Source organism: Streptococcus sp. CP1998 (assembly GCF_041026655.1).
Lineage (GTDB): Bacteria > Bacillota > Bacilli > Lactobacillales > Streptococcaceae > Streptococcus > Streptococcus dentalis.
In genome coordinates this window covers 2002495-2023677 of sequence record NZ_CP163380.1, presented here as the reverse complement: position 1 = coordinate 2023677, position 21183 = coordinate 2002495, and the positions used below count along the sequence as shown (strand labels likewise).

The following is a 21183-nucleotide window of genomic DNA, read 5'->3' as shown; positions in this document are numbered from 1 at the left end:
GATGTTTACAAAGTAGTGAAGCAGAGGAAGAGCTTTTTACGGGTCGATCTTCTCTGTAATATAGAGAGAAACCTCGCTTTTTACCTCTATTTATGGTATAATTCCGAGAAGAGGTTTATGATGAAAAAATTTCGTTTATCGTTCATCCATTATGTATTAATTGGTTTTATTTCATTTGCAATTTTAGCAATTTTTTTAAGAATCTTTGGCAAAGGCTATGTAACTCTCGTTGCAATTTTTTTAGTCTTAGCTGGATTGATTGCTTTATTTGAATACCAGTTACAAATTTCAGAGTTAGATGAATTAGAACAAATACAATATGTTAACCATCAGGCAGAAAGCGGATTAGCATCCCTCCTTGATAAAATGCCTGTTGGAGTTATCAAAATTAATGAAGAGTCAAATGAAGTAGAGTGGTTCAACCCTTATGCTGAATTGATTTTTTCAACAGATGATGGGGACTTTGATGTTGAATCATTGAAAAAGTTACTCAATACTCTGTTCGAGGATAAAGGTCATTATGTCACTGTAGCCGATAAGAAATATTCTGTTTACTTTGATCAGACGTCTAGTGTTGTTTACTTTTTTGATGTTTCAAGTGAGTATGAAGCAACTGTGGGATTGGTGACAACTCGTCCTGTTATCGGTATTATTTCTGTTGATAACTATGATGATCTAGAAGATGTCATTTCAGACTCTGATATTAGCAATATCAATAGTTTTATTGCCAACTTTGTAGAAGAGTTTACAGCTCATTACCATATGTTTTACAGACGTGTGGGGATGGATCGTTTCTATTTGTTTACAGACTACACGGTCTTAGAACAGTTGATGGAATCAAAATTTTCAGTTATCGATCAATTCCGTGAAGAAGCTAAAAATCGTGAGCTACCTATTACCTTAAGTATGGGATTCTCGTACGGTGATGGAGAGCATGATGAGATTGGTAAAGTGGCTCTCTTGAACCTAAACCTTGCGGAAGTTCGTGGTGGGGATCAAGCAGTAGTCAAAGAAAATGATGAACAGAAAAACCCTATTTTCTTTGGTGGGGGAACAGCTTCGGCTGTGAAGCGGACTCGGACTCGCACACGCGCTATGATGACAGCTATTTCGGATAAGATTAAATCCGTTGATCAAGTCTTCATTGTTGGACATAGAAACTTGGATATGGATGCTTTAGGAGCGTCTGTGGGAATGCAGTTTTTCTCTAGCAATATTTTGGCTTCCTCTTATGTGGTCTATGACCCGCATGCAATGGCTAGTGATATTTCAAGAGCAATTGCGAAACTAGAAGAAGAGCAGGTAACGAAAATCCTTACCCTAGAGGAAGCCATGCAAATGGTGACGGATCGCTCTTTGTTAATTATGGTTGACCATTCTAAGACAGCCTTGACTCTTTCAAAAGAGTTTTATCAGGAATTTCAACAGATTATTGTCATTGACCATCACCGTCGGGATGATGATTTCCCTGAAAATGTTCTGATCACCTATATTGAAAGTGGAGCAAGTAGTGCGAGCGAATTGGTTAGTGAACTGATTCAGTTCCAGAAGTCGAAGAAAAATCGGTTGACGAAGATTCAAGCTAGTGTCTTGATGGCTGGAATCATGCTGGATACTAAGAACTTCTCCACTCGTGTTACAAGTCGGACCTTTGATGTGGCGAGTTATCTTCGTTCAAGAGGTAGTGATAGTGTAGCCATCCAGGAGATCTCTGCTATTCAGTTTGATGAGTACCGCGAAGTGAACGAACTGATCTTGACTGGTGAAAAGATTTTTCCGCATATCATCGTAGCTTGTGCTAATACAACTAAAGCCTATGATTCAGTAACCATTAGTAAGGCTGCTGATAGTATGCTTGCCATGTCTGAGGTGGAAGCAACCTTTGTCATTGCTTGTAATCAAAGTGGAACTGTCTCAATCTCTGCACGAAGTCGAAGCAAAGTCAATGTACAGCGTATCATGGAACAGCTTGGTGGAGGAGGTCATTTCAACTCGGCGGCCTCTCAAATTGAGGGTCAAGATTTGATGAGTATTCGTCAACAACTGATTGAGACTATTGAAAGCGAAGTAACTATGGAAAAGGAGAATGTAGAATGAAAGTTATTTTCTTAGCGGATGTAAAAGGTAAAGGTAAAAAAGGCGAAATTAAAGAAGTGCCTACTGGTTATGCACAAAACTTTTTGATCAAGAAAAATCTTGCGAAAGAAGCCAATGCCCAAGCAATCGGTGAACTTCGTGGAAAGCAAAAGTCAGAAGAAAAAGCGCATGCTGAATTGTTAGCGGAAGCGCAAAAGATTAAAGCAAAATTAGAAGAAGAAGCAACTGTTGTTCAATTCACTGAAAAAATTGGGCCAGATGGCCGTACTTTCGGCTCTATTACCAATAAAAAGATTGCAGAAGAGCTTGAGAAACAATTTGGCATTAAAATTGATAAACGTCATATCCAAGTTTCCTCTCCAATTCGTTCAACAGGTTTGATTGACGTTCCTGTAAAAATTTATCAAGATGTTACAGGTGTGATTAATATTTGTGTAAACGAAGGGTAAACACGATCGATAGAAAGGTTATTTTATGGCTGAGTTAGAGGAATTACGAACACAACCTCAGGATATCCAAGCTGAACAATCAGTGTTGGGGGCCATCTTTATTGATGAGGGGAAATTGGTCTTTGTTCGTGAATATATCGAGCCTGGTGACTTCTTTAAGTACTCGCACCGTTTGATTTTTAAAGCCATGATCGATCTAGCTGACCGCGGGGATGCGATTGATGCGACGACTGTTCGAAATATTTTAGATAGTCAGGGGGATCTCCAAAATATTGGCGGTCTCTCCTATTTGGTAGAAGTCATTAATTCGGTACCAACTTCAGCTAACGCAGAGTATTACGCGAAGATTGTTGCCGAAAAAGCTGTCTTACGTCGATTGATCTCTCGATTAACGGAAAGTATTAATCAAGCTTATGATGGTGCAAGTCCTTCAGATGAAATCATTGCGGGTGCTGAAAAAGCTCTGATTGATGTTAGTGAAAACGCAAATCGTAGTGGATTTAAAAATATTCGAGACATCTTGAATAGTAACTTTGGTAGCTTGGAAGCCCGCTCGCTTCAAACCACTGATATTACGGGTATTGCGACAGGCTATCGCGATTTGGACCATATGACGACAGGGCTACATGAGGAAGAGTTGATTATTTTAGCGGCTCGTCCTGCAGTAGGGAAAACAGCCTTTGCTCTAAATATTGCTCAAAATATCGGTACAAAGTTGGATAAGACAGTGGCTATTTTCTCATTAGAAATGGGTGCTGAAAGTTTGGTTGACCGGATGTTAGCAGCTGAAGGCTTGATTGAATCCCATTCGATTCGTACAGGTCAATTGACGGATGAAGAATGGCGGAAATATGCCATTGCTCAAGGAAATTTGGCCAATGCGAGTATTTACATCGATGATACCCCAGGAATTCGGATCACTGAGATTCGTTCGAGAGCAAGAAAATTAGCGCAGGAAACAGGGAATCTCGGTCTTATTCTGATTGACTACCTGCAGCTGATTACAGGGACTGGAAGAGAAAACCGTCAACAGGAAGTTTCAGAAATTTCTCGTCAGTTAAAGATTTTGGCTAAGGAACTAAAAGTTCCCGTCATTGCTTTGAGTCAGCTATCACGTGGTGTGGAACAGCGCCAAGACAAACGTCCTGTTCTTTCTGATATTCGTGAATCTGGATCGATTGAACAGGATGCGGATATTGTTGCTTTCTTGTACCGTGATGATTATTATGATCGAGCTGGTGAAGAGGAAGAAGATGGAATGCCTAATAATACGGTTGAAGTGATTATCGAGAAAAACCGTTCAGGTGCGCGTGGGACAGTCGAATTAATATTCCAAAAGGAATACAATAAATTCTCAAGTATTTCAAAGAGAGAGGATCAATAAGATGAGTGATGCATTTACAGATGTTGCAAAAATGAAAAAAATTAAAGAAGAAATCAAGGCCCATGAAGGACAAGTGGTTGAAATGACACTTGAAAATGGACGGAAACGTCAAAAAAATAAATTTGGACGCTTGATTGAGGTCTATCCTTCTTTATTTATTATCGAGTATACGAACGACAATAGCTTACCAGGTGAACCGGCCAATACATACGTGGAGTCTTACACCTATTCAGATATTTTAACAGAGAAAAATTTAATTCGTTATTTGGATTAATTTCTTGCTTTTATCGTCTAAATCAGTTATTATAATAAATACATATGGGAGTCTGTGTACAGTCTGAGAGGAAGTGTAAGCTTCGACCGCACCTGATCTGGGTAATGCCAGCGTAGGAAACAAATGAAATGTGTTTTTCGTTATGAGTGACCTTGTGCAATCCGTCTCCTATTTTGGAGGCGTTTTTTATTTGTGAGAAAGGAGGTTACGATGTCTCTTGTAAAAAGATATTCAAAACAGTTGATAGGATTTGCAGGTTTTAGTAGCCTTCTTGTCTTATGGCAGTTAGCAGGATTGTTAAATATCCTCCCCAAATTTGTATTACCAACGCCACTTGAAATTGGGAATGCCTTTGTACGAGATCGAGCTCTCCTGATTCATCACAGTTTGTCTACTCTTCAAGTGGCCTTGATCGGGCTTGTTATAGGCGTTCTTCTTGCTGCTGGCTTTGCGATTCTCATGGATAGTTTTCAATGGGTGAATGATCTGGTCTATCCTTTTATGGTTGTTATTCAAACCATTCCGACGATTGCCTTGGCCCCTATCCTGGTTCTTTGGTTTGGTTATGGTATGCTTCCAAAACTAGTTTTGATCATTATTACGGTGGTATTTCCCATCGTAGTCAGTCTGTTAGATGGTTTTCGGCATTGCGATCAAGATATTCTGAGATTGTTTCAGATTATGCAAGCCAATCGCTTTCAGACCTTAGTCCATTATAAAATTCCTGCAGCGCTTCCTTATTTTTTTGCAGGGTTACGTGTGAGCGTTTCCTATGCTTTTATCAGTACAGTCGTTTCAGAATGGTTAGGAGGTTTTGATGGATTGGGGGTCTATATGATCCAATCGAAGAAGTTATTTCAGTATGATACGATGTTTGCGATCATTGTATTGATTTCTGCTATTAGTTTACTCGGTATGTTTCTCGTTGACCAATTAGAAAAAAACATTCTAAAATGGAGAAAGGATTGACAAACTTGTAAATGGTGTAAAAATTAAATTGACAAAAATGTAAAAGAGGTATAGCTAATGAAAAAGTCAATAGGTTTATTTTTCTCAATAATATTGGGATTTGTTTTCTTGAGTGCTTGTCAAAATTCTGTCAAGCAATCGTCAAGTGGTTTGAAAAAGATTGATTTTATTCTAGATTGGACCCCGAATACCAATCATACGGGTCTCTATGTAGCAAAGGAAAAAGGGTACTTTAAAGAAGCAGGACTGGATGTAGATATAAAACTTCCTCCGGAAGACAGTAGTTCTGATTTGATTATCAATGGGAAAGCTCCATTTGGTATTTATTTCCAAGATTCTATGGCCAAGAAATTGGATAAAGGTGCGGGTATTACCGCTGTTGCAGCTATCGTCGAACACAATACGTCAGGGATTATTTCAAGAAAAGATGCAGAGATCACAAGTCCAAAAGATTTGGTGGGTAAGAAGTATGGTACCTGGAATGATCCGATTGAGTTGGAAATGATCAAATCGATGATGAAAAAAGAGGGGGCTGATTTTAATCAAGTAAAATTGGTTCCAAATAGTGATTCAAATTCCATTACTCCGATTGAAAATAAGGTCTTTGATGCCGCTTGGATTTATCACGGTTGGGATGGAATTTTGGCTGAGCAAAAGGGAATGAAGACCAATTTCTTCTATATGAAAGATTTTGTTCCTGCATTTGACTACTATTCGCCTGTTATTATTGCTAACAATGACTATTTGAAATCACATAAAGAGGAAGCAAAAAAATTCATTCAAGCGGTAAAAAAAGGCTACCAATATGCTATAGAGCATCCAGAAGAAGCTGCGGATATCTTGATTAAACAGGCTCCTGCCCTAGCTAATCAGCGTGATTTTGTTCTAGCTTCTCAAAAATATCTTTCCAGTCAATATGCTTCAGACAAGGACAAGTGGGGGCGGTTTGATCCTAAACGGTGGAATGCTTTTTATGCTTGGGCAAAAGAGCAAGGATTGGTTTCAAATGACTTAGAAGACAAAGGTTTCACAAACGAATTGGTAGGTGACTGATATTTTAACCGTAAAAGATGTAAGTTTCTCTTTTGGAGATAAAGCAGTTTTAAATAATGTATCACTAGAAGTGCAAAAAGGAGAAATCGTCTCTATTCTAGGTCCGAGTGGGGTAGGGAAATCAACCTTATTCAATTTAATTGCTGGGATTCTTCCCTTACAAAAGGGTACCATAGAAGTAGATAATGCTCCGATCTCCTTTGGGAAAGTCAGCTATATGCTACAAAAGGATCTTTTGTTGGAACATAAGACAGTATTGGGAAATATTATTCTTCCCCTTCAATTAAAAAAGGTTCCTAAGGAAGAGGCGGCATCTACAGCTCTAAAATTGTTAGATGAATTTAAATTGGGAAGTATCGCCAACCTTTATCCCAATGCGCTGAGTGGGGGGATGCGGCAACGGGTGGCGCTATTGAGAACCTATCTTCTGGGTCATTCTGTCTTCCTATTAGATGAAGCTTTTAGTGCCTTAGATGAATTGACAAGGCAGGATCTTTATCACTGGTATCTAGACAGTAAGGAACGTCTTGGTCTCACCACTCTAGTGATCACCCATAGTATCGAAGAAGCTTTGACATTGAGTGACCGGATCTATATCTTGAATCATAATCCCGGTGAAATTATTGCAGATCTTCCTTTAAAATGGGATCCAGCAACGGATAGAGACTGGCAACAATTGCAATATAAAAAACGAATCATAGAATTATTGGCTGAATTTCATTGAAATTGTTTTGAAGGACTTTACAAAGTTTCTATTCCGTGATAGAATAGAGTTTGTGCGAAATGACAGCAGGACAAAATGAAGCTCGTCAACAGGAAGTCAGCTAGAAAAGTAACCTTTGCTGTTTGGGCGAAGGCTTTCTGAACGAATCAGGTTTGTCTAAAACGTTATTTCCTACAAAAATTATTTTTATAGGAGGACATTTCAAATGTCACGTTATACAGGACCATCTTGGAAACAATCTCGCCGTCTTGGCTTGTCACTTACAGGTACAGGTAAAGAATTGGCACGTCGTAACTACGTACCAGGTCAACACGGACCAAACAACCGTTCAAAATTGTCAGAATACGGTTTGCAATTAGCTGAAAAACAAAAACTTCGTTTCTCTTACGGACTTGGTGAAAAACAATTCCGTAACTTGTTCGTACAAGCTACTAAAATTAAAGAAGGAACTGTCGGTTTCAACTTCATGCTTCTTTTGGAACGTCGTTTGGATAACGTTGTTTACCGTCTTGGACTTGCGACTACTCGTCGTCAAGCTCGTCAATTCGTTAACCACGGTCACATCCTTGTTGACGGAAAACGCGTTGATATCCCTTCATACCGTGTAACTCCAGGTCAAGTGATCTCAGTTCGCGAAAAATCAGCTAAAGTTCCAGCTATCCTTGAAGCTGTTGAAGCTACAGTTGGACGTCCAGCATTCGTATCATTCGATGCTGACAAACTTGAAGGTTCATTGACTCGCCTTCCAGAACGCGATGAAATCAACCCAGAAATCAACGAAGCACTTGTCGTTGAATTCTATAACAAGATGCTTTAATTTTAAGATATACCTTACAGAAAGCCCACAACAGTGGGCTTTTTGTTTTGTCTTAAAGGGTTGATTTCTGGGTTTGTTCAGTTATAAGCTACCTAAAGCTGTTTCATTACATGAGACAGTTTTTTGTTTTCTTAAAACCTAAACCTGCTAATAAAAAAACTCCTGATCTAGATCGATCAGGAGAGACTGTTACCGTAACATTTTCATTAAAAATTCAGCCATTTGTTGAGGGCTTTCTTTTTTTCCGCGCGAAACCCACATTTGACAGACTCCGAAGAAGGCATTGGTCAGATAGACAGAACTGTAGACTCTTTCAATATCTGTTAATGATTTATGACTATAGCGCTCTTGCAGACTATCAACCAGAAGAATCTGTAATTTATGTCGTAAGAAGGTTTGGATCTCCTTTGTTCCATTCTCTGTCAGAAGAACCGCAAAGAGTGGCTCCTTGGTTAGAAATTCGAACACTTCTGTAATCGCTTGGCGCTTGTCGTCTTGGTGTTTATCAAAAATATATTCAAGCTTGTGAAAGAGTGCTTGTTGGTAGCGCTCGATCATGTCGTACTTGTCTCGATAGTGGGTATAAAAGCTAGAGCGACTAATGCCGGATTCTTGTGCTAGCTCAACCGTTGTGATTTGGTCGAATGATTCCTTTTCGAGTAGTCGAACCATCGCCTCCTCAATATTTCGTTTTGTTTTTAATCGTTTATTGCTCTCAGTCATCTGTTCATCCTTTTTGCACAAAATTATACACAGTGTCTAAAAATAAGATTTTATACTTGTGAAAATTTCTAGAAACTGTATAATCTATTATATCAGAAATTTAGACAATGTGTATAAAAAGGAGACAAAAATATGATGAAAGAATGGAAGGCTATTCTTAAAAAGCCAACATTTATCATTGTCATGATTGGAGTTGCGTTGATTCCAGCTCTTTATAATATTATTTTTCTATCTTCCATGTGGGATCCATATGGCCAGGTTTCGGATCTTCCTGTAGCGGTTGTCAATAAGGATCAATCTGCTACATATAATGGACAAAAAATGGAAATCGGGAAAGACATGGTGTCCAATTTGAAGGACAATGACTCACTTGATTTTCATTTTGTAGATGAGAAAGCTGCGAAAGATGGTCTCAAAAATGGCGATTATTATATGATTGTAACCCTGCCTGAGGATCTTTCAAAGAAGGCTAGCTCCATTCTAACCAATCATCCAGAACAGATGACCATTGATTACCAAACGTCCAGTGGTCATAGTTTTATCGCAGGAAAAATGAGCGATACTGCGATGACAAAAATGAAGCAGTCAGTGGCTGAAAAAGTGACCAATACTTATACAACAGCTTTATTTTCTAAAATGGGATCGCTTAAAACTGGTATGGGGACAGCGGCAGATGGAAGTGCTAAATTAGCAGATGGTGCAAGTAAATTGGAAGATGGTGGTCAAACACTATCTACTAATTTGAATACATTGGCTCGTTCAAGCTTAGCATTTTCAGATGGTGCGACTACTCTTCGTACAGGTCTAGCAGCCTATACAGATGGTGTTGGTCAATTAGGAAATGGTCTCAATCAAATGGCTGGTCAACTTCCAAACTTGGTATCTGGCGTCAATCAATTAAATAATGGGTTTGGTACTTTTCATACAGGCTTGATGGCTTACGCTACCGGAGTAGATCAATTAGGAAATGGTCTCAATCAAATGGCGAGTCAAACCCCTCAGTTGGCCTCAGGAGTTGGTCAATTAACCAGCGGTATGGGGACCCTCAATGATGGTCTTGGGAATTATACCAATGGCGTGCGTCAATTGAATTCGGGCCTATCAAACTTTTCAAATGGTTTGGTGACCTATACAAATGGAGTTGCTACTTTATCAGAGGGCGCAGGTCAATTAAGTAGTCAATCCGCTACTCTTCGAAATGGGGTTTCCCAATTAGAATCAGGTATTCAAACATTATCAAGTCAGCTACAAGCTTCTACAAGCCAATCCGCTCAGATTGATCAATTGGCAGCTGGTTTGAACCAATTAAATGCAGCGATTCAAAATGCTTCGGTAGATACCAGTCAACTTTCATCTGGATTGACGAGTATTGCGAATTCAGCCCAAGCGATCCTTGCTTCAGCCCAAGCAGATCGTGCAAATGCCCTTGCAAGTGTACAAGGGACAGCAGCCTATCAAGCAATGACAGCTGACCAACAAGCTGAAATCAATGCGGCAATCTCATCGAGCCCAAGCTCGAGTGAAACGTCGGCTCAAGGGATCTTGACTACGATTCAAACGATCCAAAGTAGTTTGAATACAGGAAATAACTTGACACAACTGCAAAATGCAGCCAATCAAGTTTTACCGACAGCTTCTTCAACCTTGACAGACTTGTCAAGTGGCTTGTCTAAGATCCAATCCGCAGTTAGTGGACAATTGTTGCCAGCTAGCCAAACCATCAGTCAAGGGGTCGGCGCTTATACAGCTGGTGTTGATAAAATTGCTAGTGGGGCAACCCAACTTCAGACGAATAGCAGTACTTTAACAAATGGGGCTAGTCAGTTAGCAGCAGGTATTGGTCAACTAGATAGTAAATCATCAGAATTACTTGCAGGAAGCAATCAATTAGCTTCTGGTCTAGGTGAGTTAAATGGGAAGATGCCTGCCTTGACATCAGGCATGAATCAACTGGCTTCAGGCGCGACTCAATTAACAGGTAAGTCGGGTGAATTGGTTGCCGGTGCTGGAAAATTAGCTGACGGTGTAGGACAATTGAACAGCAAAACTCCAGAATTGGCAGGTGGTGTCAACAAACTTGTCACGGGTGTCAATCAGTTGACAGAAAAATCAAGTCAATTGGTGACTGGGACTGATAAACTAGCCGACGGTGCAAATCAAATCTCAGATGGGTCTAGCAAATTAGCAGCAGGTGGCCAAGCATTGACAAATGGTTTAGGTGAATTAGCAACAGGAAGCCAAACCTTGAGTCAAGGATTAAACGATGCTAAGGGACAATTGAATGTGGCTACAACTGAAAAAGAAAACGCTAAAACCTTAGCAGATCCTGTCACTTTGTCTAAAACAGACCATGACAATACCCCTGTGAATGGTGTCGGAATGGCTCCTTATATGATCTCGGTAGCTCTCTTTGTTTGTGCCTTGTCAACCAACATGATCTTTGCAAAATTACCATCCGGTCGTCATCCTGAAAGTCGCTGGGCATGGTTTAAATCTCGCTTTGAGGTCAATGGAACGATTGCGGTGATTGCAGGAGTCTTGGTCTATGGTGCCGTTCACTTAATTGGTTTATCAGCCAATCATGAAATGGCTACGCTCTTCCTTTGTGTGATTGGTAGTGTGGCCTTCATGTCCATCGTGACTGCTTTGACAACATGGCAAAGAAAGATCGGTGCATTCCTTTCCTTGATCCTCTTGCTCTTGCAATTGGCTTCTAGTGCAGGAACCTATCCTCTTGCTTTGACAAATGGCTTTTTCCAAGCCATTCATCCATTCTTGCCAATGAGTTATACCGTTTCTGGTCTTCGTCAAACGATTTCGATGACAGGAGAAATTGGGAATCAAGTGGCCTTTCTTCTGATAACCATTGTTCTTTTTGCAGGGCTAGGAATGTGGTTCTATAATCCAAAAAAATATGAAGAGGACTAATCTTCAGGAACTCCCAACAGAATGTGTTGGGAGTTTTTTGTTTCATGTGAAACAAAAATTCTCGCTTGTTTAAGCGAGAATGTTCATTATTTAAAGAAGACAACATCAGGATTCGGTGTAATATAGAGAAGTTGCTCGTTTTTAAAGACCAGTTGGATGGTGTTGTTTTTATAGGTGTAAATGGTGAGGTCTACTCCGAATTTAGAAGTTTGTTTGAGATCAACAGCTCCCATTACAAAGGCGTGAGCTTGTTCCCCTGTGATTTTTCCCTTGTGGTAGAGATCTTTAATATTTTCTAATTCGGTATTTTCAAAAGATTTGGCAATATAAGCAGGTTCTGTTATTTGTTTCTCTGGCTTTCCAAGGATTTTTTGGACAAGAGCAGGAGTATATCCTTCATAATCTGGCGTCTGGGCAAAAATACTATCACCATTTCTAGAGTAGGCCACTTTTAGATTCCCTGTCGCATAAATCTTATCTTTTGGAGCTTCTTGAGCATTTTTAGGGAGTCCTTCGGTTGTGACGATGTCAGAAGAGGGCTGTGTAGTGGTTGAAGGAGAGCTAGAGGAGTTGCTTGAGTTATTTGAACTAGTTGAACGACTCGGGTGGCTAGAACGACTCGAGCTACTTTTTTTAAAGGTTTTCTTTTTTGAACTGGTAGTTGTTGGTTCTTTTTTAAAGTTGATCTTAAGATCCGGCACACAGGCTGATAGAAAAAGAAGAGACAGCAAGAGTGTGAAGAAAAGAGGGAGTATTTGTTTTTTCATCATGTTCCTTTCGATAAGCTGATTGATTTTCTATTCTATCATAAAAAGGGTAACAAAAAAAGGTCAGGAAGAAATCCTGCCTTTATTTGTTATTATGGATGCCCACCTCCAGGTCCACCACCTTGAGGTCCGCCACCGCCTGGAGCCCCACCGCCTCCAGGCATGGAGTTGACAATTTCCGTTTGTTTTTCACCGTTGATATAGATGTCTCCGCCAGTGTAGGTAGCAGTACCATCAAAGTCGAATCCAGATTGACCCGTTAATTTAATGGTTCCTCCGGTAACAGTGATATTTCCATTCGAATCAATTGGATCGGTATCGCCTTGGCCAACTTCAACGTTGAGTGTTCCACCATTCATGGTGAAGAAAATTTCATCTTGGTTGGCATTAGCATTGGCTGCATTGACACCATCATCGGTTGCATAGATGGTGATATCACCACCGTTGATGGTGATCGATTTTCCTTCGAGACCTTCGACAGACTCTGTCACCTCATAGGTTCCACTATCGATGATCAGATCTCCAGAAGCATGGATTCCGTCGTCTCCTGCGGTGATGGTCATTTTGTTATCTGAAAGATACATGGTTCCGACCGAAGTATCTTCATCATTATCCACCTTGACTGCATCTTCATCTGCATCGATGGTCATGGTCGTACCAGTGATATTGAGTTCGTCATTGACGTTGAAGGCATCTCCTACAGCTGTGATCTTATAGGTTCCACCAGTGATGTGGAGAGTGTCATTGGCCTTGATACCGTTGTTCTTCTTGGCATCAATGTTGAGCGTACCTGAACCATTGATGGTAAGGTCGCCTTTAGAGAAGATCACTGCATCGGCATCTTCATCATTGTTTGAACTTGAATCAGACAAGGTATTGGTCGTGCCATCCGCTAGAGTCAGGTAGACATGCCCTGCTTTCGTAGCAGAAATTGGCGCGTTGGTGTTTGTCATGGTAACGCCTTTCAAGACGATGTGAACATCATCTGAGTCACCTGCTTCGACCTTGATTTGAACCCCATCGGATTCACCAGAGATGATATAGGTTCCAGCCTTTGAGATGGTCACAGTTGATCCAGAAACAGCTACGCCGTCACCTGATACACTTGCAGACGAACCAGATAGCTTTACAGTAGAGGCTTTGCTTTCATCATAAGAGCTGTCCTTGTCCTTATCTGTAAAATAGTTGGAATTGTTTGTTTTATTTTTTGAAGTAGAAGTAGCGGTTGTTTGTGCAGTATTGCTTTTTGTAGTTGATTGTGATGACGCCTGGGTACAAGCTGTCAGTAAGGTGAGGGTTGCGGCCCCCGTTAATAAAAATTTCCATTTGTTTGATTTCATAAGCTTTTCCTCTCGTTCAATTGATATGCTCCTAGTCTAAAGTTGCTAGCTGAAAGTTTCCTAAAGTTTTTCTGAAAGGAACCTTAACTTTAGTTTTCTTTAAGTTTGGCTTAATGACCAGTTAAGAAAGTCCCATTAAACTAGAAAGCACGTAAATCGTATTCATACTGACTGAAGGTTAGAAATAATAGATCCCCCTTAAAGGAGAAGAAACATGAAAAAAACAATTGAGACAAGTTTCAAACGAATCGAAACAAAATATATCGTCGCAAAAGATGACGTGAAGGACTTGATTAAAGACTTAAAAGAATACGTCGTAGAAGATGATTACCCAACCTCAACCATTTCAAACATTTATTTTGATACGGAAAATTTTGATGTCATTCAAGATGCTCTTGCCAAACAACATAGCCGCGAAAAAATTCGGATGCGGACTTATATAGAAAAACCTCAAGCAGACAGTCCAGTGTTTCTAGAGGTGAAGTCAAAAGATGAAGAAGGAATTGGCCATAAATTCCGTCTAGTTGCCACTTCGCAAGCCATTATCAACTTGATGACAGATGGGAAAGTAGATCATCAGATACAAGATCCAGACTTAGTAGAAGAGATTCAGAGATTGCGCAAACGTTATGGTCATCGATTGGAACCGCGGATGTTCATTTACTACGATCGCTTGTCTCTCAAAGAAAAGAAATCCATTCAGGGTTATCCTTATCAGAAGATTCGCGTGACAATCGATCAAAACCTAGTCTTTCGAGATCAGGCTGTTAGCCTTTTTGATGGGAAGAAAGGAGAACCTCTACTAGAGGATGACTTCGTGATCATGGAAATTAAGGCTCCTGGCCAAGAACCTCAATGGTTAAAGGATATTTTAGAGAAGTATGGTTTGGTCAAACAGAAATTTTCGAAATACAGTTGTGCCTACCATAAGTCACAAGGCTTAGACTATGCCCCAAGACCAGTTCAAGAAACGGTAGGTGCTGCCTATGTCTAATCTATTTGATTCTATTTTTAATAATGCTACAGCAACGGTGGATCCGGTGCGCTTACTGCTGGCCCTTTTGGTCAGCCTCTTTCTAGGGATGGCCCTATCTTGGACCTATAAATACCGAACGCTTTACACTCGAGAGTTTGTCATTAGTTTGACCTTGCTTCCTTGTATGATGACCTTAGTGATCTTTTTGGTCAATGGAAGTTTGGGAACCTCGATTGCAGTGGCAGGGACCTTTAGTTTGATCCGTTTTCGTTCGGCTACGAGTGGTTCTAGAGAGTTGATTGCCATTTTCTTAGCTATGATTATAGGACTGGCAGCTGGATCTGGCTATCTTTTATTGGCGATTTTATCAACCCTTTCTTTACTAGGGGTGTGGCTGGTATTAGAGAACAAACAGAGTAAGGCAGACTATCAACGACGCCGCCATTTGACTATTACCGTCTCAAAACAGGATTCTGTTGCAGAACAAATCAGCCAGTTGTTAGACCAAAGTTGTTCAGAAATTGACTTTATTTCTGTCACAACGGCCCAAGCTGGAGAACAACTGACCTTGAACTATGAGGTAAATATGAAATCGAACATCGATGATTTTGGCCTTGCCAATCTATTGATTAGCGAGATTGAAAATTGTGATGTCGCTCTGACAAAGAAAGCGAAGAAAAGAAAGAATCTATAACGGCTATCCTACTTTGAGGATAGTTTTTTAGGGTTTTAAGAACTTTTTAAGAAAAAGTGGTATACTGTTTCTAAAAAATTGAAGGAATCCTTTATGAAAAAGACTGCTATTTTTGAAGATGTCGTCTCTATTATGACCCATGATTCATCTACCAGCAAGGATCGAAAAGGATGCGATCCAGAGCCTTTTCGAGAAAACATTACAGATGATATGACAGATGATGCCTTTCTCTATCAAGTTAAGGCTTACCTAGCTAGTTTTGGGGTGATCGGGCATGTTTCCTTTCGAGATAAAAAGGCCAGTCAAAAAGGGTTCCTTTTGAGAATAAATGGACAGAAACTGTATGTTGAGGAAGCTAATGAAGATACGGGTCTTCAAGTAGGAGATCAGATCCTAGCTCTGGATGGAAGTGACTTGGATCAGATAGCTTCTCTTCATAAAGCCTATTTTATCAGCAAGACCCCAGAAAGACATTATAGAGAATGGGCAGATTTGGTCTCTCAGTCAACGAGTGTCACCCTGCTTCGAGAAGGGATAGAAAAGACCATTAAAGTAGTACCCAGTCGAGAACCGATCCAGGATCAGATTTTTTGGAAACGATTAGACGATGAGATTCTTTATCTTCGTCTGGATAACTTTATGGATGAAGGAGCCATTAGTCGGGTATATCAAGAGTGTTTACCTATGATGACGGAAGTCAAGTTTCTTATCATTGATGTCCGACAGAACGGCGGAGGGACAGACTCTTTATATATCCCTCTATTACATCTAGCCTTAGAGAAGGATCAGGGCTATGATTCGCTTGACTGGGACGATGATGGCATGGAAATTCTCTATACGGAACGCAATGTTGACCTGCGCTTGAAAGACTTTGAGGACTGGATGCAACAGGAAGAAATTAGCCCTGAAACAGTTAAGCTGCTTGAAGATATGAAAGAGAATTTGATCCACCATCGGGGGAAAGGCTATGTAACATATCAGCAAGAAAGCGAGGAATTCTTCCCAGAGGTTAGAGGTGGCCACTATCCTGAACAGATCTTTATCTTATCAGATATTTATTGTGCTTCATCTGGGGATAACTTTGTTCAGATGATGAAGCAGTTTAAGAAGGTAACGGTGGTGGGTCGACCAACTCTCGGAATTCTAGACTACTCTAATTGTTGTACGGTTGATTATGATAATTTTTGTTTAATGTTTCCCACTTCTCGCTGTTTAAGCGTGGATCAAGGTAAAGGAATGACGGATCAGGGTGTTCTACCAGATATAGAAATTCCTTGGACACCTAGCCATTTCGAGAGAGATGTGGATCTGGACAAGTGTCTGGAGTTGATTCATCAGGGGACTGTGAAATAGAATAGGATTTCAACCAGAAAACTGATTAAAAAAAAATGCTTTCGTTAAACGGCTTGAATGATCTGAAATGATAACGTTTTCTACCACATTCTCACTATGTTTAAAATTGCTTACTTGGTATAAAAAATGGTAAAATAGTGAATAACAATCAAAATGAAGAGTGAAACTTATGAAACATAAAACACTTTATAAATTTATCGGGCAGACGGTCTTGTATTTCGCCATTTTCCTAGCCCTACTTTATTTCTTTAGTTACCTTGGTCAAGGTCAGGGTGGCTTTATCTACAACGAATTTTAGAAAAGGAGACTCCTAACCGTGTCAAACCAACCAATTACTGATATGATCGAGACAATTGAACGTTATGCGCAACTACAACCAGACTATCCGGTTTACAATGTCCTTGGTGAGGAGCATACCTATGGCCAATTGAAGGCTGATTCAGATAGCTTGGCTGCCCACATCGACCAAATGGGACTTCCTGAAAAGTCACCTGTAGTGGTCTTTGGTGGACAAGAATATGAAATGTTAGCAACCTTTGTGGCCTTGACAAAATCTGGCCATGCCTATATCCCAATTGATAGCCACTCTGCCTTGGAGCGCGTGTCTGCCATTGTTGAAGTAGCAGAGCCAAGCTTGATTATTGCCATCAATGAATTTCCATTGGAAAACCCAGCTGCTCCAATCATGTCCTTGGAACAAGTGCGTGAAGCTTATGCGGCTCAGAATGCCTATGGCTTGCAACATCCGGTCAAAGGGGATGATAACTACTACATCATCTTTACCTCAGGGACAACTGGGAAACCAAAAGGGGTGCAAATTTCGCACGATAACTTGCTCAGCTTTACCAACTGGATGATTACGGACAAGGAATTTGCAACGCCAGAGCGTCCGCAAATGTTGGCGCAACCGCCCTATTCCTTTGACTTGTCTGTCATGTACTGGGCACCGACCTTGGCTCTTGGAGGAACGCTTTTTGCCCTTCCATCAGCCATTACTCAAGACTTCAAACAACTCTTTGCGACGATCTTTTCTCTTCCGATTGCTATCTGGACTTCAACACCATCTTTCGCAGATATGGCCATGTTGTCTGAAGATTTCAATGCTGAAAAGATGCCAGGGATCACCCATTTCTACTTTGATGGAGAAGAGTTGACCGTTAAAACCGCTCAGAAATTGCGCGAGCGTTTCCCAAATGCGCGCATCATCAATGCTTACGGGCCAACAGAAGCAACAGTTGCTTTGTCGGCAGTTGCTATTACAGATGAGATGTTAGCGACTCTTAAACGCTTGCCAATAGGCTATACCAAAGAAGATTCTCCGACCTTCATCATTGATGAGGAAGGGAACAAATTGCCAAATGGAGAGCAAGGGGAGATTATCGTGTCTGGACCGGCTGTTTCAAAAGGTTATATGAATAATCCAGAGAAAACAGCGGAAGCCTTCTTCGAATTTGAAGGTCTTCCAGCCTACCATACGGGAGATGTCGGAACCATGACGGACGAAGGCCTCCTTCTCTATGGTGGACGGATGGACTTCCAAATCAAATTTAACGGTTATCGTATCGAGCTAGAGGATGTCTCTCAAAACTTGAACAAATCGAAGTATATTGACTCAGCAGTCGCAGTGCCGCGCTATAATAAAGATCACAAAGTCCAAAATCTCTTGGCCTATGTCATCTTAAAAGAGGGCGTCAAAGAACAATTTGAGCGCGAAATTGATATCACGAAAGCCATTAAGGAAGATTTAGAAAACATCATGATGTCTTATATGATGCCTTCAAAATTCCTCTATCGTGACAGCCTGCCATTAACACCAAACGGGAAAATCGACATCAAAGGGTTGATTAGCGAGGTTAACAACCGATGATCGAGTTTTTGAAACAGCTCCCTCATTTAGAACACTATGGAACACCGATCTATTTTATCTACCTCATTCTAGCTTTTTTGCCGATCTTTGTGGGCCTCTTTTTCAAAAAGAGATTTCCGATCTATGAAGGACTGGTGAGTCTGATCTTTATCATTTTGATGCTGACAGGTTCGAATCTCAAGCAAATTTATGCCCTGCTCTTTTACGTAGTCTGGCAAATCTTGATTGTGTATTCTTACAAGATCTATCGTCAGAAAGCGGACAATAAGTGGATTTTCTATCTTCATTCCTTCTTGTCTGTCTTGCCCCTGATCTTTGTTAAGGTAGAGCCAGCGATCAAGAATGGGCACCAATCCTTGTTTGGATTTTTAGGGATTTCGTATTTAACCTTCCGAGCTGTCGGAATGATCATCGAAATGCGAGATGGTGTCTTGAAAGAATTCACACTCTGGGAATTCTTACGCTTTATGCTCTTTATGCCGACCTTCTCAAGTGGGCCGATTGATCGTTTCAAGCGTTTTAATGAGGATTATAAAGCCATTCCTGAGCGTGAAGAATTATTGGATATGTTGGAGCAAGCTGTTAAGTATATCATGTATGGCTTCCTTTATAAATTTATCCTAGCTCATATTTTTGGCCACTTATTATTAGGTCATGTGCAGACCTATGCCTTGTCTCAAGGTGGATTCTTCAATATCGGAACGCTGGGAGTCATGTATGTCTATGGCTTTGACCTCTTCTTTGACTTCGCGGGCTATTCGATGTTTGCTTTAGCAGCTTCCAATCTGATGGGGATTAAAAGTCCCATCAACTTTGATCGTCCCTTTAAATCACGTGACTTAAAGGAATTCTGGAATCGTTGGCATATGAGTTTATCTTTCTGGTTCCGTGATTTTGTCTTTATGCGTCTCGTGATGGTATTGATGCGCAATAAAGTATTCAAGAGCCGGATTACCACCTCAAATGTTGCCTATATTATCAATATGTTGGTTATGGGCTTCTGGCACGGGGTGACCTGGTACTACATCGCTTATGGGCTCTTCCATGGGCTTGGACTGGTCATCAATGATGCTTGGATTCGCAAGAAAAAGACCATCAATAAAGAAAGAAAAGCAAAAGGATTGGATCCTATACCGGATAATCGTTGGACCAAAGCTTTAGGGATCTTTATCACCTTTAACACAGTGATGCTGTCCTTCCTGATTTTCTCAGGATTCTTGGATCAACAATGGTTTCCAAAATTGAAATAAAAGGAGAATAGAAAAATGGATGTAAAATCACAAGTAATTGAAATTATTGACGAATTGTTTATGGAAGATGTCTCAGACATGATGGATGAGGATCTCTTTGATGCGGGTGTCCTTGATAGTATGGGGACAGTCGAATTGATTGTGGAACTGGAAAACCGCTTTGGCATCCGTGTTCCTGTATCTGAATTTGGACGCGATGATTGGAATACTGCTAACAAGATCGTAGAAGGTGTAACGGAGCTTCAGAATGCTTAAGCGTTTGTGGCTGATTTTAGGGCCCGTATTTTGCGCGCTCCTCATGGTGGCAGCTTTATTATTCTTTTATCCAATCAATCATAAGCACAACTATACCGAAGAGAAAAAAGCTGCGGTAAGTCTGAATGCAGAAGGATTCAAGAGTCGTACAAAGAAACAAGAAGCACTTTCTGATCCACAGCATCGCTTTGTTCCTTATTTCGGCTCCAGTGAATGGTTGCGTTTTGATGTGGTGCATCCAGCGGTTTTGGCTGAAAAATATGACCGCAATTACAGACCCTACTTTTTAGGAGAACGTGGTGCGGCTTCTTTGAACCAGTATTTTGGGATGCAACAGATTTTGCCAGAACTCAAGGACAATACAGCTGTTTATGTAGTTTCTCCGCAATGGTTCACCAAGAAGGGCTATGATTCCTCTGCCTTTCAACAATTCTTTAATAGCGATCAGTTGAATAGCTTTATTGCCAATCACCAACAGGATGCTGCATCCCAGTATGCTGCAAAGCGTCTGTTACAACAGTATCCAAATGTCGCCTTTCAAAGTGTTGTAACGAACATTTCTCAAGGAAAGAAAATTTCCAGATTTGATCAGTCTTTGAACCAGCTTGTTTCCCACCTTGTCCAACGCGAAGATGCTTTGTTTAGTAATCTTGCAACGCGTACAAACGGGAATTACGATAAGAAGGTCAAAAAACGTCTACAAGATTTACCAGATCAATTCTCATATGAGAAATTGGAAGAAATTGCAACGGCTGAAGCAAAAGTCAAAACCAATAACAACGACCTTGGAATCAGCAATCATTTTTACAATACTCGTTTAAAAATGAAGTTGAAGAAACTAAAAGGTTTCCAAAAAAACGAATCCTATGTTCAATCTCCTGAGTACAATGACTTGCAGTTGGTTCTAGACCAGTTTGCTAAATCTCGGACCAATGTTATCTTTGTCATTCCTCCAGTTAATGCCAAATGGATGAAATACACAGGCTTGAGCCAAGAAAAGTATGAACAGGCTGTTCAAAAGATTCGTTACCAATTGGAAAGTCAAGGATTCACCAATATTGCAGACTTTTCTAAAGATGGTGGTCAGCCTTACTTTATGGAAGATACGATTCATATGGGATGGAATGGTTGGCTAGCCTTTGATAAAGCGGTCAATCCCTTTGTCACAAAGGCTGAAAAAGCACCAACTTACCATCTAAATGATCGCTTCTTCAGCAAAGACTGGGCCCAATATAAAGGGACACCAGACGAATTTAAATAATG

Annotated in this window: 20 protein-coding genes and 1 riboswitch; of the genes, 17 read left to right on the top strand and 3 right to left on the bottom strand. The window is 40.5% G+C overall.

The window, feature by feature from the left end:
- Window positions 1–117: 117 nt before the first annotated feature.
- From AB4X21_RS09930 to rpsD, 8 genes are all read left to right on the top strand, one after another.
- Complete coding sequence (locus AB4X21_RS09930) at window positions 118–2097, top strand: DHH family phosphoesterase (protein WP_003012850.1); 1980 nt, start codon at window positions 118–120, stop codon at window positions 2095–2097.
- Complete coding sequence (gene rplI, locus AB4X21_RS09925; protein WP_003012899.1) at window positions 2094–2546, top strand: 50S ribosomal protein L9; 453 nt, start codon at window positions 2094–2096, stop codon at window positions 2544–2546. The genes AB4X21_RS09930 and rplI overlap by 4 nt, the downstream gene beginning before the upstream one ends.
- Before the next feature lie 25 nt (window positions 2547–2571).
- Window positions 2572–3930, top strand: coding sequence for a replicative DNA helicase (gene dnaB, locus AB4X21_RS09920; protein ID WP_369087934.1), 1359 nt, complete (start codon window positions 2572–2574; stop codon window positions 3928–3930).
- A gap of 1 nt (window position 3931) precedes the next feature.
- The gene (locus AB4X21_RS09915) at window positions 3932–4204 is read left to right on the top strand and encodes a Veg family protein (RefSeq protein ID WP_003009183.1); all 273 of its coding nucleotides are present in this window, start codon (window positions 3932–3934) and stop codon (window positions 4202–4204) included.
- 34 nt (window positions 4205–4238) lie between these two features.
- Window positions 4239–4340: riboswitch (TPP riboswitch) on the top strand.
- 74 nt (window positions 4341–4414) lie between these two features.
- Window positions 4415–5173: an ABC transporter permease gene (locus AB4X21_RS09910; protein ID WP_320911061.1), complete on the top strand. Its 759-nt coding sequence runs from the start codon at window positions 4415–4417 to the stop codon at window positions 5171–5173.
- Window positions 5174–5230: 57 nt separating this feature from the next.
- Window positions 5231–6226 (top strand): ABC transporter substrate-binding protein, encoded by a 996-nt coding sequence (locus AB4X21_RS09905; RefSeq protein WP_369087933.1) that lies wholly within the window; start codon window positions 5231–5233, stop codon window positions 6224–6226.
- Entirely contained in the window at window positions 6219–6950 is a 732-nt protein-coding gene (locus AB4X21_RS09900; RefSeq protein ID WP_003012800.1) for an ABC transporter ATP-binding protein, read from the top strand. Before AB4X21_RS09905 ends, AB4X21_RS09900 begins: the two co-directional genes overlap by 8 nt.
- Before the next feature lie 205 nt (window positions 6951–7155).
- Entirely contained in the window at window positions 7156–7767 is a 612-nt protein-coding gene (gene rpsD / locus AB4X21_RS09895; protein ID WP_320911063.1) for a 30S ribosomal protein S4, read from the top strand.
- Between the two features lie 189 nt (window positions 7768–7956).
- Here rpsD and AB4X21_RS09890 read toward each other — a convergent pair whose 3' ends face one another.
- On the bottom strand, window positions 7957–8490 hold the full coding sequence (locus AB4X21_RS09890; RefSeq protein ID WP_003001962.1) for a TetR/AcrR family transcriptional regulator: 534 nt from the start codon (window positions 8488–8490) through the stop codon (window positions 7957–7959).
- 132 nt (window positions 8491–8622) lie between these two features.
- Here AB4X21_RS09890 and AB4X21_RS09885 point away from each other — a divergent pair, with 132 nt between their 5' ends.
- Entirely contained in the window at window positions 8623–11418 is a 2796-nt protein-coding gene (locus tag AB4X21_RS09885) for a YhgE/Pip domain-containing protein (protein WP_320911064.1), read from the top strand.
- A gap of 86 nt (window positions 11419–11504) precedes the next feature.
- Here the strand turns inward: AB4X21_RS09885 and AB4X21_RS09880 are convergent, their stop codons facing one another.
- Together AB4X21_RS09880 and AB4X21_RS09875 are read right to left on the bottom strand one after the other, a co-directional pair.
- A complete protein-coding gene (locus tag AB4X21_RS09880; RefSeq protein WP_369087932.1) occupies window positions 11505–12188 on the bottom strand; it encodes a DUF4947 domain-containing protein in 684 nt (227 codons plus the stop codon).
- A gap of 89 nt (window positions 12189–12277) precedes the next feature.
- Window positions 12278–13525, bottom strand: a complete 1248-nt coding sequence (locus AB4X21_RS09875) for a carbohydrate-binding domain-containing protein (protein ID WP_320911066.1) — start codon at window positions 13523–13525, stop codon at window positions 12278–12280.
- Between the two features lie 214 nt (window positions 13526–13739).
- Here AB4X21_RS09875 and AB4X21_RS09870 point away from each other — a divergent pair, with 214 nt between their 5' ends.
- The 8 genes from AB4X21_RS09870 to dltD all read left to right on the top strand — a co-directional run bounded on the left by AB4X21_RS09870 (window position 13740) and on the right by dltD (window position 21181).
- The gene (locus tag AB4X21_RS09870; protein ID WP_320911067.1) at window positions 13740–14519 is read left to right on the top strand and encodes a polyphosphate polymerase domain-containing protein; all 780 of its coding nucleotides are present in this window, start codon (window positions 13740–13742) and stop codon (window positions 14517–14519) included.
- Window positions 14512–15195, top strand: coding sequence for a DUF4956 domain-containing protein (locus tag AB4X21_RS09865; RefSeq protein WP_320911068.1), 684 nt, complete (start codon window positions 14512–14514; stop codon window positions 15193–15195). Before AB4X21_RS09870 ends, AB4X21_RS09865 begins: the two co-directional genes overlap by 8 nt.
- Window positions 15196–15288: 93 nt before the next feature.
- Window positions 15289–16548, top strand: coding sequence for a S41 family peptidase (locus tag AB4X21_RS09860; protein WP_320911069.1), 1260 nt, complete (start codon window positions 15289–15291; stop codon window positions 16546–16548).
- Window positions 16549–16717: 169 nt separating this feature from the next.
- Complete coding sequence (locus AB4X21_RS09855) at window positions 16718–16846, top strand: teichoic acid D-Ala incorporation-associated protein DltX (RefSeq protein WP_003002102.1); 129 nt, start codon at window positions 16718–16720, stop codon at window positions 16844–16846.
- Between the two features lie 18 nt (window positions 16847–16864).
- A complete protein-coding gene (gene dltA / locus AB4X21_RS09850; protein ID WP_270299954.1) occupies window positions 16865–18415 on the top strand; it encodes a D-alanine--poly(phosphoribitol) ligase subunit DltA in 1551 nt (516 codons plus the stop codon).
- The gene (gene dltB, locus AB4X21_RS09845) at window positions 18412–19665 is read left to right on the top strand and encodes a D-alanyl-lipoteichoic acid biosynthesis protein DltB (RefSeq protein ID WP_003012683.1); all 1254 of its coding nucleotides are present in this window, start codon (window positions 18412–18414) and stop codon (window positions 19663–19665) included. Before dltA ends, dltB begins: the two co-directional genes overlap by 4 nt.
- A gap of 15 nt (window positions 19666–19680) precedes the next feature.
- Window positions 19681–19920 (top strand): D-alanine--poly(phosphoribitol) ligase subunit DltC, encoded by a 240-nt coding sequence (gene dltC / locus AB4X21_RS09840; protein WP_003002265.1) that lies wholly within the window; start codon window positions 19681–19683, stop codon window positions 19918–19920.
- The gene (dltD, locus tag AB4X21_RS09835; RefSeq protein ID WP_151379227.1) at window positions 19913–21181 is read left to right on the top strand and encodes a D-alanyl-lipoteichoic acid biosynthesis protein DltD; all 1269 of its coding nucleotides are present in this window, start codon (window positions 19913–19915) and stop codon (window positions 21179–21181) included. Before dltC ends, dltD begins: the two co-directional genes overlap by 8 nt.
- The last annotated feature ends 2 nt before the right edge of the window (window positions 21182–21183 follow it).